This is a genomic window from Nocardia aegles (assembly GCF_052545135.1).
The window spans coordinates 854,312-867,692 of record NZ_JBQWRI010000001.1 but is presented as its reverse complement, the minus strand read 5'-3'; the positions used below and the strand labels follow the sequence as shown (position 1 = coordinate 867,692).

The 13,381-nt window shown below is 62.1% G+C and carries 12 protein-coding genes and 2 pseudogenes; 4 read left to right on the top strand and 10 right to left on the bottom strand.

The features are described from left to right. Positions 1–78: 78 nt before the first annotated feature. From ACT89H_RS04210 to ACT89H_RS04195, 4 genes are all read right to left on the bottom strand, one after another. Complete coding sequence (locus ACT89H_RS04210) at positions 79–828, bottom strand: transposase family protein (RefSeq protein WP_445107113.1); 750 nt, start codon at positions 826–828, stop codon at positions 79–81. After that, positions 825–2,468 (bottom strand): IS1634 family transposase, encoded by a 1,644-nt coding sequence (locus tag ACT89H_RS04205; RefSeq protein ID WP_445107112.1) that lies wholly within the window; start codon positions 2,466–2,468, stop codon positions 825–827. The genes ACT89H_RS04210 and ACT89H_RS04205 overlap by 4 nt, the downstream gene beginning before the upstream one ends. Positions 2,469–2,768: 300 nt before the next feature. After that, positions 2,769–3,158: a hypothetical protein gene (locus ACT89H_RS04200; protein ID WP_445107111.1), complete on the bottom strand. Its 390-nt coding sequence runs from the start codon at positions 3,156–3,158 to the stop codon at positions 2,769–2,771. Next, on the bottom strand, positions 3,155–3,709 hold the full coding sequence (locus ACT89H_RS04195) for a DNA/RNA non-specific endonuclease (protein ID WP_445107110.1): 555 nt from the start codon (positions 3,707–3,709) through the stop codon (positions 3,155–3,157). The genes ACT89H_RS04200 and ACT89H_RS04195 overlap by 4 nt, the downstream gene beginning before the upstream one ends. Positions 3,710–3,869: 160 nt before the next feature. Here ACT89H_RS04195 and ACT89H_RS04190 point away from each other — a divergent pair, with 160 nt between their 5' ends. The 3 genes from ACT89H_RS04190 to ACT89H_RS04180 all read left to right on the top strand — a co-directional run bounded on the left by ACT89H_RS04190 (position 3,870) and on the right by ACT89H_RS04180 (position 6,675). Next, positions 3,870–5,306 (top strand): hypothetical protein, encoded by a 1,437-nt coding sequence (locus tag ACT89H_RS04190; RefSeq protein ID WP_445107109.1) that lies wholly within the window; start codon positions 3,870–3,872, stop codon positions 5,304–5,306. Further along, the gene (locus ACT89H_RS04185) at positions 5,303–5,878 is read left to right on the top strand and encodes a hypothetical protein (RefSeq protein WP_445107108.1); all 576 of its coding nucleotides are present in this window, start codon (positions 5,303–5,305) and stop codon (positions 5,876–5,878) included. Before ACT89H_RS04190 ends, ACT89H_RS04185 begins: the two co-directional genes overlap by 4 nt. A gap of 167 nt (positions 5,879–6,045) precedes the next feature. Further along, positions 6,046–6,675, top strand: a complete 630-nt coding sequence (locus ACT89H_RS04180) for a hypothetical protein (protein ID WP_445107107.1) — start codon at positions 6,046–6,048, stop codon at positions 6,673–6,675. Positions 6,676–6,763: 88 nt separating this feature from the next. On the opposite strand, the pseudogene ACT89H_RS04175 reads toward ACT89H_RS04180, so the two are convergent. The 3 genes and pseudogenes from ACT89H_RS04175 to ACT89H_RS04165 all read right to left on the bottom strand — a co-directional run. Next, positions 6,764–6,898 (bottom strand): annotated as a pseudogene (locus ACT89H_RS04175) (transposase); the annotation flags it as partial. Between the two features lie 87 nt (positions 6,899–6,985). Then, positions 6,986–8,644 (bottom strand): amidohydrolase, encoded by a 1,659-nt coding sequence (locus ACT89H_RS04170; protein WP_445107106.1) that lies wholly within the window; start codon positions 8,642–8,644, stop codon positions 6,986–6,988. 327 nt (positions 8,645–8,971) lie between these two features. Further along, complete coding sequence (locus ACT89H_RS04165; protein WP_445107105.1) at positions 8,972–10,660, bottom strand: amidohydrolase; 1,689 nt, start codon at positions 10,658–10,660, stop codon at positions 8,972–8,974. Between the two features lie 412 nt (positions 10,661–11,072). Here ACT89H_RS04165 and ACT89H_RS04160 point away from each other — a divergent pair. Beyond that, positions 11,073–11,239, top strand: a pseudogene (locus ACT89H_RS04160) (transposase); the annotation flags it as partial. Between the two features lie 141 nt (positions 11,240–11,380). Here ACT89H_RS04160 and ACT89H_RS04155 read toward each other — a convergent pair. From ACT89H_RS04155 to ACT89H_RS04145, 3 genes are read right to left on the bottom strand one after another with little or no spacing between them, the layout of a single operon-like run. Beyond that, a complete protein-coding gene (locus tag ACT89H_RS04155) occupies positions 11,381–11,920 on the bottom strand; it encodes a P-loop nucleotide/nucleoside kinase family protein (protein ID WP_445107104.1) in 540 nt (179 codons plus the stop codon). A 4-nt stretch (positions 11,921–11,924) separates the two neighbouring features. Continuing rightward, positions 11,925–12,281, bottom strand: coding sequence for a hypothetical protein (locus tag ACT89H_RS04150; protein ID WP_445107103.1), 357 nt, complete (start codon positions 12,279–12,281; stop codon positions 11,925–11,927). A 42-nt stretch (positions 12,282–12,323) separates the two neighbouring features. After that, positions 12,324–13,346, bottom strand: a complete 1,023-nt coding sequence (locus ACT89H_RS04145; protein WP_445107357.1) for a YncE family protein — start codon at positions 13,344–13,346, stop codon at positions 12,324–12,326. Between the last annotated feature and the right edge of the window lie 35 nt (positions 13,347–13,381).

The window sequence follows — 13,381 nt, the reverse complement described above, 5'->3', positions numbered from 1 at the left end:
TTTCGAAGTTTTCGCCGCGCGGCGAGGGTTGAACTTCTTCCCAGTTGAATTTTTCCTGCACGATCCCGTGAGCCTTTTTCATCCTTGTCGGACGGCTTGAAGTTCGCGGTTTTGTAGCACGTGGATCGCTTTGACGAGTCGTCCGGCCTTATCGGGGCAGCACCGGAGTTTCCGCAGTACTCGCCAGGTTTTGAGCTGGGCGTTCGCTCGTTCGCCGCGGCCACGCAGCTTCGCATGAGCACGGTTTGCGACTTTCTGTGACTTCGGCTTGTTCCTTCCCTTGTACGGGGTCAGCAGCGCATTTGCGCCTTGATATCCTTTGTCGGCCAGGGTAATCCACCCGCCCTGCTCGAGCTCGTAAAGGATCCGCCAGATCCAGGCCGCCTTCAGGTCGTGCACACTGCCGGGCAACGCGCCCGACACCCACACGATGTCACCGTCGGCAGTCACAATGACCTGCACGTTCATTCCGTGGTAGCAGTGTTTCCCCGAGAAGTAGGGGCGGTCGGCGTCCACCCGGTCGATCGGGATCGCCGTGCCGTCGAGGATCAGGTAGGCATGCCCGTCGGTCTTCGCAAGCCGCAAAGCCTTTCGCAGATCCGGTGATCGTGCGGCCAGCAGTTCGACGGCTTCTTCGACGTAGCGCCACGCGGTCGTGGTGGAGACCTCGAAACCCGCACCCAGGTCGCCGAAGGTTTCACCCTTGCGCAGGTAGGCCAGGACGAGCAGGGCTTGTCGGCCCGGGTTGAGCCGCCGCCACACCGACCCGATCGCGGCGCGGTGTCGCCGGATAACGCCAGCGACGTAGTCGAGCCCGAGTTGGCTCATTTGGTTAGTGCCTGACGTTGCCTGTGTGTGAGGGCGTTGAGGAGGGCCTGCCGTTCGGGGTCGATGGCTGCCGGGAAGGTTTGCTCGGTCCCGTTGATGGCGATGGTCGCTGAGCGCAGGACGCGGAGTTGACGCACGATCGCGCGGATGCTTGCGCCGGTGCGGGTTTGGGCGGTGCGGGCGACGGCGAGGGCGGTGAACACGATGGTCAGGTGGGCTTCGATCACGTCGCGGGTGCGGTGGAACATCGGCCGTGCTTGCAGGTCGATTTTGGACATCCGGAAGGATTGCTCGACGTGCCAGAGGTCGTGGTAGCTGGCGATCACCTGACCGGCGGGCATCAGATCAGCGGGCAGGTTCGTGACGTAGCCCTTCAACCCGGCCAGGCGGCGGGCCCGCGCCAGGGCGGCCTCGTCGAGGATAGTGTGGCCTTTGCTGGTGGTGACGAACCGCGGGGTCCGAGCACTTTTGGTCCCGTCGATGACGTCGCGGGCACGGGCTTCTTGTGCGTTGAGGGTGCGGTTGTCGCGGACGTAGCGTTTGGTCGAGTAGGCCCAGACCGCCCGCCACGACCCGAGATGGGTGTCGGGGTTCCAGACCGGTTCGGCCCGGACCGCGGCGTCGTTGTCGAGGTTGGCGCCGTGTTTCGGGGTGACGGTGTCGATGACCTGACCGTCGGTGAATACCTCTCCGTGCCAACGGAAATGGGACTCCAGATCGATCGGGGCCTTCGTCACCCGCGAGCCCACGATGAACCGCAGATCCGCTGCGTCGAGCGCGGCCAGGTTCTGCTCCGACAACATCCCCGCGTCGGCGACCACGACGATACTCTCGATCTGGTGCCGAGCCTGGAACTGGGCGATGATCGGCACGATCGTGTGCTTCTCGGCCTTGTTACCCTCCCAGCAACCGATCTCCAAAGGGAACCCGTGCCGGTCGACCAGCAGCCCCACCACGATCTGCGGATCGACGCGGCGTTCCTTGGAATAGCCCACCTTCCGTAGGTCGTCTTCTTTCTCCGCCTCGAAATACAACGTCGTCACGTCATACAAACACAGCGACACCTCCCCGCTGGTCAACACATTGCGGAAACACACCTCGGCGACCCGGTCGCGGTAGCGGCCACCAGCGCAGCGGGCCAGGGTGCGTTTCATCGTCGCGTAGGAGCCCGGCTGTTGCCCGAGGTCTTCCAGCACCCGCCCGGTGTCGAGCAGGCTTGTGGGTTCCACGATCCGGGCGATCACCAAGTCCCGGAACACGGCATCGCCCACCGCGTCGAACCCCAACGAGTCGTACACCCCGGCCAGCGCCTCGAACAACAACCGTGAACTCGTCCCGATCACCCGGCCCGACGCCACCATCTCGACAGGCTCGTCGGCAGCGCCAGCAGTGAACAGCGTGCCGCCCTCACCCCGACCCACCAGCCCCGCGGCCCGCGCCACGGGCTCCACCCCCAGCTCCAGCACCCCCTGCGCAGCGTCTTCGAGCAAGCCACGGGCCCGTTCCAGCAGAACCCCGAGCTCGGCCTCGGTATACGCCGACCCCACATCAGCCACAATCCGCCGCCAGCCCCCGACATACTCCGCGATCTGCACCGCCGTCGCCCCCGACGCCGTCCGCACCCGCCGAATCCACGCCACCACCCGAACACTAGACGACCCCGTTAGTGCCCGAAACAGGCACCAAAAACCAACATCACCCCAGGTCAACGAACTCCGAACCCACCAACCACGACAACGTGAGCCAACTCAGGCGGGCAGCGGGCACTCCGGGGGTGATTTTGGCATGAGAACCTTCATCGGCACCTGAAAGTGCTTGTGCCCGCCCGCCCGCATTCGCAGCGGCGTGCCGTCAGTGCAGATCAGTTGGGGTCAAGCGAGAACGCCGTTTGCCCTGCGTCACAGCACGCGAAAACTATCGCCTACCCTGCTGAGATTACCTTACTGTGGACGCAGCTCTTCGATCCTTTGCGCGTAGTTGTCAGGCGTTACGCGCCATCGGTCGGCATCATCATATTCGTATTCGACATTCAGACTCATGTCAGCCCGCTTGATCTGAATGAGACATGCCTTCCAGTCATTCTCGCCGCGGACACCTGTAGCCTCCCTGAATTCCTTCATCTTTTCCAGAAATCCGACGCCAGCTGGCACGTTGGCCGAAAATTCGCCATTATCAGTGTATGTATAGCCATACATTGATGCCGCGCCATCTAGATTTGCTACCAGCGCCAGGGAATCCCATTCTACTTCCCTATAGCTCCGAATTATTATTTCGCAGACCGACATCGAAATATCATTCGCAGCTTGGATGTCGAAACTTGGATCGGTCACGATCGAGCTCCCTCGACGATTTCTTCCATCTCACGATTTAAAAGTTCTTCTATTTCACGCGCAGTCAGACGATCGAACTTTCGCCTTGGCTCATTTTCGAATGAAATTTCGTTTCCGTACAGTTTCCGACAAGTGTCGTTTCGGACAATGTACTGAACATCGATTCGCTCAGGTCGTTCAGTTCCCTTAACTGGTTTGCCATCTGCCTGAAAGAACCCTATTTCGAGTTCAACCTCAGCACCCTTCCTCACCCAATCAGACCATTCATTCTCCATCTTCTTGTAAGCTGAAGTGTTGAAGTTACCATCTTGGGGGAACATGTTCTTCTCGCGCTGGTCTTTCATGAACCGGTGGCCCAGGCCATGGCCGCCATGGTCGGTGCTCCGTCCCCCAGAGCGTCCGATCTGAGCCGTGAGCTTGTCTTCCGCGCTGCTGCGCTCGGCGTTGGCCAAGACCTCTCGAATTGTGGCTGAGGTGCGGACTGAACGACCCATGGAATTGACCTGCCACGACGCCTCATTTCGTCCAGTGGTGGTCGTGTGAATGACCAATTCCGATGATGATTCGGTGGGGTGAGCAGAGTCCGGAGCCGATGTCGCGGGCGCGTCGCTCAGTTCGGTCTACAACGAATGGCGCATCTCGCTCCTGGAGGCACTCGCACGGTATGGGATTTCCCTTGACCAGGTCGATATCCGCATGCGCGGATCGGGTTTGGATTTCTTTTCCGGTGCACACAAACAACTGCCCACCGAAGAGGCACTCTCCGACAACCCCGAGGCGCTCGATCTACTGAGAGAATGGTTGGTCGATGATCCGGACCGGCCCGTCGGGCGACCTTTCAATTCCATGCACAGGCTCGGCTTGGAGGAGCCGAGCGACTTCGATTTGAATTTTTCGTCCGGAGAAATGTTCCGTCGGGCGGTCGAGAATTGGGACCCCGAAAGATACAGCGGTCCGCTCACCCGCGATCACGGATACCTGAACAAGCGGCTTGTCCTCACTGAATTCCCCCACTTGTTCCGATGGGCGATGGAGTGGACCGCTCGAACAGGAAGGGAGATGTCCTACGCCGTCTTCGACGAAAGCGGCCCTGCGGATGTATCACACCGGGGGTTCTTCGTTCATTTCCAGGACACGGATTGGATCGTCCATCGCGCTTCCGGTGGCGAAACCGTGCACGCGAGCTTCGGTTCGGATGACCAGTCGGGCAGAGAATTCGGCTCCGCCGTGGATACCACAGCGGTCACCGAACGAGAATGGCCGGAGAACTTCAGTACCGAGATTGTGACGGACAATGGATCGGTTACGAGCTCAGAGGAAGCCAAGACACTCGTCATCCAATCCGTAACCGATGAAATGACAGCACCGACAGAGAGCCTGGTTGCGGCCGGTTCAGCAGCACACGTGGATCCGTCTGCCGTAGCCCATATTGGAGACGGAAATTACGTGATAGCGTTGCGTAATTCCAGCTACGCTTCCATGGGCGGAGAATTCCTACACCGGTCAGGGCTGGATCCGAGCAGGCCATCACACACGCCGGACAATCTTCTCCCACTGGACGCCCCTGAAGCCGAGCGCATTCTCCGTGAAATGGCGGTGAGCGAGTTGATCATGGCCTGGGCGCACGACTCGAACGGAACGAATGTGCGCTCTCTCGCCATACAAGAAGCTGCGATAGTCGAATTCGGCTTGGACACCGTGCTGGATTGGCCGATGTCCGATGGGATACGCGACAGAGTCGCCCGTGAGGTCGCCCACCATGGAGCCGTTCATCGCGAACTCCTGCGTATCCAATACGAACTCACACAGAACGAATTGGCCCGGTTGGGCGTGAACAATCTCGTTTTGTATCGCGGCTATTCTTGGCCGGAGCAGGAACGTCCGCAATGGGCTCGGCAACCAGAAGGAACCGAAATGGAGATGCCGCTCCAACGGCCGCTCTCGTCATGGACGGGGAGCCGTCGAATAGCCGCCGACTGGCTCAGTGGCAATCTGAACCCTGGCCTCATACTCGCCGCGCGATTCCCGCGAGAACGAATCATGGCGTTTCCTCGTACTGGAATCGGATGCCTTTGGCAATACGAATTCGTCGTGCTCGGCGGACCGGGGTCGGCTATGCTGGATGGCATGTATGGAGAAGAGAGATGATGGGCGGGTTCAAGCCTCGGCTTCGGTTGACCCTGAGTGGAAAACTGAATCAGACAGGGCTCGACCAACTCCGGCACACACTGGGCCTCGCTCGCATCGGCCGGCTGAGTGATCGCGAGGATGAGCATTTCGGCAGTCGGGACTTGCCCGGCACTGTTGGTTCAGCAATGATGATAAATCTTTGGCGCGACGACAATGATTTGTGGTCGATCAGCATAGACGCGCAATCCGAAGTCGTGCCCTCAGCCGCCGATCTGGACGCTTGGCGATCCGAAGCGGAGGCTGCGGCCACAGAGGCAGGAATGACCGTGGTCGAAGAGCGGTTTTTCCTAGGAAACGACGAAGTTGTCAACCGCACAGAATGGCGAAACGAGGACTGGTTACGCGCCGCCGGATGGAGTATTCCCGCACAGACATTGGCTGAGCTTTGGTCCGAGATCGACGTATCGGCCAACGCTTCGGTGGCGGAGAAGCGAGAGAAACTCGTCCAGTTCATGCGAACCCCCGCGTGGGAGCCGGCTCCGGCACGTATAAAAAGCGAGGCAGAAGCGTTCTTGCACAGAGCACAGTAGCGATCCTGTTCAGGCATGAAGGGCGGATAACGGCCAGCGACTCAGGGAGAGGAGATCAATGGCTCTTACCTCATACCACGGAACTTTCCATACCGATAGCCCGCAGGCCATGGAACGGGCGATCCCCATAACGCGAGCGCACAACAGGCCAGCATTCGATCAGCAGGATGGGCAGTTCGATCATTCAACAATTCGATTGCTTCGGGCTCACGTTGCACCCAGCCACCATCCAAAGCTACGGACATAACATCATCCGGGTCGCCCGGATTGCCGTCGAAATCGGTAAAGAATATGCGGCGAGCAACAGGCCCTGGATGGTACGGATCCGAAGACTCATCATCAAATACCCTCTCGTTCTCATCGCCTTGCATGAAACGGTCCACTCAAGTAGCTTCCAGGGATTCCGCCCTTTACCAACCATTCATCGTCACGCCGCGTGTTCAGCATTGCCCGTATTCGTGCGCGAATATCTTTCGCCTTCGCATTGCTTAAGTGCCCGCGATGACCAGGCCTTTTCCAGTTGCCCATGTTCTGCGCCTCCTGCCAAGGGCTCCAACCTGCGACAGTCAGCCACCCACGACCAATGGTTTTCGCTGGTACAGCACGTGTGCGTAGTGGTCACATCCCCTCCGGAGATCACCACCCACACCGTCGCGACGATTCCGTCATCCAACCGGCACACACGTGAGCCACGTCAGGTCGGACCTGATCTCGGGCCTGTCGATGTAGTAGATCTTGGCACCTCGCGAGTGTTGCGGAGCGTGCCGGGGGCGCGTTCGGGGTCGTCGACGGCATGATCGACCGCGGTCGCCACGCCCTTGCGGAAGGTTGGCGGAGTGGCCCCTGCGAAGTCCTCTTTCGCGGGCGGCGCACGTGCGGGCGCATCCTGGTCCCGGTGAACAACACGAACAAGATCCCTCGGAACACCAGCCGTGGACCGTGGTGGACCCGTCCGGGGGGCCCGGCAGGTTCGATCGGAAGTAGCGGTTCGATAACCGCCCACAACTCGTCATCCACGATCCACGGTGCTGCCGCGACGAAACGTACTGCACCACAGCGTTCCTCGGCGCTGCCACAACGAACGCGTCGGAGGCTCTCGGCTGATCGTCAGGCGACGCTGTGGTCGTAGATTCTTCTGCCTTCGAAGTAGGTGTATTCGACCTGGGTCTGGTGGATTTCGTTCGGTGCGATGTCGAACAGGTTCTGGTTCAAGACGAGGAAATCCGCGGACCGCCCTGTCGCGAGTACACCGATGCTGTCGCCGAGTCCGATGGCACGAGCGGCGTTCCGTGTGAATGCGTTTATCGCGTCGCGGACATCTATGCGTTGGGCCGGATTGTTCAGACCGGGTACCGAGGGGTCCGGATTGGCCCGGGTCACCATCGTTTCCATGGCAATCCATGGACTCGGTATCGGAACCACCGGCCAATCCGATCCGGCCGTCAGGCATGCCCCGCTAGCGAGTAGATCCTTGAAGGGCCAGTTTCGGTCCAGGACTTCGGCCGGAACCTGGTTAGCGATGCTTTCGTCGAAAGGCGTGGGGAACCAGATGTAAGGCGAAGCGTCCGGTACAACGTCCAGCTCGGCGAACCGGGGCAGGTCGGTCGGGTCGATGTAGGCGACATGAGCGATCTGGAAAATCTGGCCGTCGCTGTGCTCCTTGCGGATCATCTCGATCGCGTTCAGGGCTTGCCGCACCGAACCGTCTCCGGTGGCGTGAAGTTTCGCGCCCAAGCCCAGCTGACGGCAACGCTCGAGTGTCGCCACCAGCTCCTCGGAGGTCCAGAACAGCGGGCCGGTGTCCTCGGGATCTTCGTGGGCCCCATGGCATACGTATGGCGTCAGTAGTGCGGCGGTCCGTGTCATCGGAACGCCGTCCAAGAACAGCTTCGCGAAATCGGGACGGACATGCGTGCGGCGGTACGCACGCGAGGCCGTGAACAACTCTTCGCCCACGAACTCCTCGCCGAAGAATGGCCGGGCCGGTAGTGAACCGACCACCCAGGCGGTGAGTTCGCCGCTGTCGTCCAGAGTGCTCAGCGCGCGAAGATCGCGTTCGGAGGTGCCCGCGTCCTGAATCGCGGTGATGCCGAAGGAATTCAGGAGCTTCACCGCTTCGCGAAGTGACACGATGTCGCGCTCGGCGGGATTCTCGATCGACCGTGCAGCCGCTTCCTCGACCGCGGCACACGCGGACTCGTACAGAACACCGGTGAGCTTTCCGGAGGCGTCACGCACGTAGGTGCCTTCGTCCGGGTCCGGTGTTTGCTGACCGATACCCGCAAGCTCGAGCGCTCGGGAATTCACCCAGCGGTTGTGGTGCGAGTCGTCGCGAAGCAGAACCGGTCGACCCGCGCTTGCCTCGTCCAGAGCTTCCAGGTAACCGCCCTTGGCGAGTTCGTCGATGACCGGACTACCGATCGTGCTGCCGATCACCCATTCGTTCGGAGCGAGCGTGGCGGCGCGGGACTTCACCAGCGTCAGGATGTCGTTCACGTCGGCGGTGGGGCTGATGGTCAATTCCCACGCGACCTGCGCACCGCCCAAGCCGAGGTGTGCGTGGCCGTCGCAGAGGCCCGGCATCACCATTCGCCCGCCGGCATCGATGATCTCCGTATCCGATGTAGCAAAGGCGGCCACCGACTCGGTGGACCCCAAGGCGGATATTTTGCCGTTCGCCACGGCGAATGCTTCGACCCATTCGTTGCCCGGATCGCAGGTATAGACCCTGGCATTGGTGACGATCAGGTCGGCCATCTCAGTCATGCACTTTTCCTTCTTGCTCGAACACTTACGCGGGCATCGATGAGCGGGCGCGGTAGCCGTAATCGGCAGGGAATGACACCCGAAACGTTTCGACCTGCAGGCCGAGGGTGATCATGTTGCTCCTCGAGAGGTTGCTTCCGGCCGGGTAGCGGCAACCTTACGACAGAGGTGAACGTTGCGTATGCAAAATAGACAATTAGTTACAAGAATTTACTAACCGTAATATCGGAGGGTGCGCCGAGCTTCAGCCGCGCAAGGGGTGGAACAAGTGGTTCGGGGATGGCGCCCGCCATCCCCGAACGCGGCAGCGAACGATGAGCGGATGGCCTAGTGGAGGATGTCGTGCACGATTCGGCCGCCGACGGTCGTCCTGAGCACCTGAGTCGAGGGCAGCGCGTCGAGGTCGCAGGTGATGGGATTGCGATCGATGATCGCGAGGTCAGCGTGGCTGCCGGGAGTGAGCCGCCCGATCCCGTCCCAGCCGAGTACAGCCGAACCGCCGACGGTCCACATATCGTAAGCCTCGGCGCGGGAGATGACTTGCCCGGGTCCGGCATTGAACCGCCCGCTGGGGAACATCTGATGGGTCACAGCGAGTTGCATCTGCTCGAACGGGTTCGCCGGTCCCCAGTCCATCGACGCCGCCAACGGTATCCCCGAATCAACCATGTGCCGCAGCGGATTCAGCAGTTCGAGTGCCTCCGAGCCGAACCGTTCGGCGATCATGTCGCCCTTGCCGAAGGTGAAACTTGTACTCGCGGTGAGGCTGAATCCCAGCTCCGCGAACTTCTTTGCCTGGTCGGCGCGCATGAGCTCGCCGTGCTGGATCACCCAGGGCACCTGATCGAGGTGGTACTTGGCCATCACTTCCTTGGTGAGAGCGATGTTTTCCTCGTGCTCGTCGGGGGTCAGTGACAGCACGTTGAGCCGCAGCCCGTGTTCGGCGCAGAATTCGTAGAACAGCCTGGTCTTTTCGATGTCGATCTGGCGATTGCCCGTGGTGGTCGCTCCGAATGGGTCCTTATATCCGGCATCGAAGCGGGCCAGTCCGACCGAACAGGGACCGGTGATCGTGGCGGTCATGCCGTCGATGCGCAGCCAGTCGTCGTCGACGCTACGGATGGCGAGCGCGCGTTCGAGGTTTTCGCGAACTTCCTGGAGGGACAGTGTGCGGTCGCCGGGGAGCGCATTGCTCTCGAGTTCGGGCGCGGCCTGCACACGAAGGGTCAGCAGTCCCTGGGAGCGGAACGCGCGATACGCCTCGATGTGCAGGAAGTCCATCGCGTGACCTTCGTAAATGGTCGTGATGCCCATGGCGTTGTACTCCGCCATCGCTCGGATCATCGCCGGTGGCACCAGCTCCGGTCGAATCAGGGGCGCCATCTTGGTCTGGAGTTCGCTGAAGAAGGGATCGTGGTTGTAGTAGGACGTGACGCTCCCCCGCAGGATGCCGGTGGGGTTACCCGCGGCGTCCTTCTCGATCCAGACGTTCGAAACCTGGTCGGGCGTAGACGCGTCGATTCCGAGTACCTGCAGGGCAAGAGAATTGAGAGCGACGATATTGGGCACCCGCGGAGCCCATGCCTGAATCAGTACCGGGTGGTCACTGGTGGCGCGATCGAGCACATGCCGATCCGGCAGAACGCCTTCGACGAGATCGCGCCAAGAACGGCGGACGAAGTAGTGCGGCTCGCCGATCGGTGTGGTCTGAATCCACTCACCCTTGGGCGTCTGCGCAGCGCTTTCGCGAATGGCTGCGATGATGTCGTCGTGGCTCTTCGCGTCGATGATATCGACGCTGCTGCCTCGGAACGCCGCGAAGTGCAACAGGTGTGGATGGGTGTCCACGAGGCCCGGAATTACGGTCGCCCCGTCCAGACTCTGCCGCTCGACGCCGGCGCCGGCCGCTGCCAGCACCTCGTCGGTGGAACCGACGGCGGCGACCCGGCCGTCGTTGATGAAGATCGCCTCACCGGTCTGCTTCGAGCTGACGAGTACCTCGGCATCTGTGTACACGATGTTTGTCGGTACAGCACTGTGTGACTGAGTCATCGTATTTCTTTCCTTCGTCGTCACCTCGACCGGGCAACGGTCCTGCTATGACTGGTGTCCGCCGGACCGAAGCCGGCGACTGAGGCAGAGTGTACTTCTCGTTCAATGTCCTGTCTTCAAGTATTTAGATTTTTCTGATGGTTAAAGAATCTTTACCTGATTGTGAGAAATGGCTGTTCAGAGTCCCGTCGTCCTTGCGGCCGCCGGCATTCGCTTCTCGGGTCATCCCGATCCCGCCGGGCGTTCGGCCTTCCTCACGGTCGGGTCACCGGCATCGGCTGCGCCGAGCCGGACCCGTAGGGGTTTCCACGTTCCACAGACGTAAGACACGACTGGCCTCTCGCCGAAACGGCGGTGCTCACCCGGCTCGATCGCTCGCCGGGTGATCTGCCCGACCACCGCGATCGAGTCGCTCGACATCCGTTATCGGCGTGCTGTCCGCGCCCGCGGACACTTCCCCACAGAGCAGGCCGCGTCGCCTGCTTGTATCTGATGACCCGGTCGCTGGACCCGACAGGCACGGGTCGGGCACGATGGACTATCAGCCGGCAATCCGGCATTCCCCCATCCGGACCCAAGCCGCGCGAAATCACCGCAGGCGCAACGCTATTACCGATCTTCACGGTCACCCGTGGCGAACACGCCGATTCAACGCGCGGCGACAGTCGGCCTCGGAGCCGAACATCAGCTGTCCTCGTTGAGCAATGAATCACGCACCAGCCCAAGGTGCTCGAGTTGCCCCAGCAGGCGCAGCAGCGACTGATCGGGGCTTTCATCGGCTGTGTCGACGATGACGTGGTCCCGATCCCACGGCTGATAATCGCGATCGAGAACCTGCTGCCACCCTGGTAGTGGCAGGTCAAGGATGTCGACCGAGCGCGAGGTGATGCGGCGCCGATGCTCGGCCGGATCTGAGCAGATCACCTCGATCTCGACCGCGGCGACGCCGGCGCTCTGGGCGGCACCCAGCCAGCTGTCACGAGTGATCGACAGCGGGTTCACCGATTCGGCGATCACGGTGAGCCCCTGCCGAAGGTGCTCCTCGGCAAGCGCATATCCAACGACATAACCGACGGACCCCACGGGATGCTCAGCCAAACCTGACCGCACGATCGCCTGTTCGATGGTGTCGACCCGCAGGTGCACGCCGCCGATCCGTGACGCCAGCAAACGCGCAAGCGTGGTCTTACCCGTGCCCGGAAGTCCTCCGATAGCGATGAGCATGTGCTCATCCTGCCAGTGGCGGCAATCGGCCGGACCCACCGATATTCGCCGCCGAATCACCGGCACTTGATGCGAGCGCACGCCAGGCACACCCTTTGGGGGTGACCTGAAGATCGGTGCGCACCAGCGAGATGTGGTAGGCGGTGTTGTCGTCGCCGAGTTTGCCGGTGTGGGCGAGAGCGTCGGTCACGGGTTTCCAGTCGGTGTCGGTGGTCGCCACCGGTTGGTGGGAAGCCGCGGTCGGGGTGATTGCGGGCGTGGTGGGGTTGTCGGTGTGCGCGCATCCTCCGGCCGCGGTGATCGCCGGCAGTGCGGCCGGCGCGGCCGCGTGGACAGGGTGTCGACGTGTCGAAACAGCCATGGCACGGCCTTGTCGTCGAAAGTGGCTGGTTCACCAGCCGGTTCAGTGGGTGGGTTCGAACTCCCACAACACCGGCGCACCATCGGGCCCCTTGGGGACTGGAAAGTAACTGTGGTGGGTGGCGGGGTCCACCGCCAGCGAGTGGGCGCCGTCGGCCAGGTGCGCGGCACCGACGGCGACGGTGTGGCCGTCGCGGCGGTCGAACACACTGACCCAGCCGCTTTCGGCCGCCACGTAGACCCGGTGTGCACCGGAGTCGTAGACCAGCACGTCAGGGGTATCGCCGACGGGGTCGCGGCCGGTGACGGCGCGGGCGGTCAAGTCCACGGTGACCATGGCCGCGCCTGCCTCGCAGCCGACGAACATCAGCCGACCGACCGAGTCCAGAGCCTGTCCGTGCGGATGGTCGCAGCCAGGAGTCGAAATCCGGTCGGTCACCATAAAGTTCGCCGGATCGATCACCGCCAGATCATTGCGGCCCTGGACCGCCACGACCATCCGGTCGGTGACCGGGTCGTAGACGACGTTGCCGACCTCACCACCCACCGCGACGGTGGCGCGCACAGCGCCGGTGTCGGCATCGACGACGGTCTCCGTACCGGCGTGCTCGTTTGTCGTCCACACCGCATGGCGGACCGGGTCGTAGGCCAGCCCGTCGGGGTATTCGCCGGTCGGGGCGGTGAACACGACCGCGCCGCTGTCCTCGTCGATCGCGACCAGCTGGTTGCGGCCGGTCGCGGTGGCATACACGCGGTGGATGTCCGGGACCACGATCACACCGTGTACGTCCGGTACATCGGGGATGGTGCGGACCACCTGGTGGGCGCGCACATCGACCTCGACCACCTCCCCAGCGCCCATGTGCGCGACAAACAGCAACCCGCGGCCGGCATCGAGGCTGGTGTAGTCGAATCGCACCGGCCCGCCGGTCAACCCCAACTGCGCGACCCGCCGCAGCGGCAGCTCACCGGTGTGCGGGGGGCCCGGCGATGGAGAGGCCGAGCATCCACTCACCGCCACGGCCACGGCGCCCAGCAGCGCCGCGAGCGTGCACGTCGGCCGCATCACCCACCTCCCGCTCCGTGTCACCGTGGTTTCGA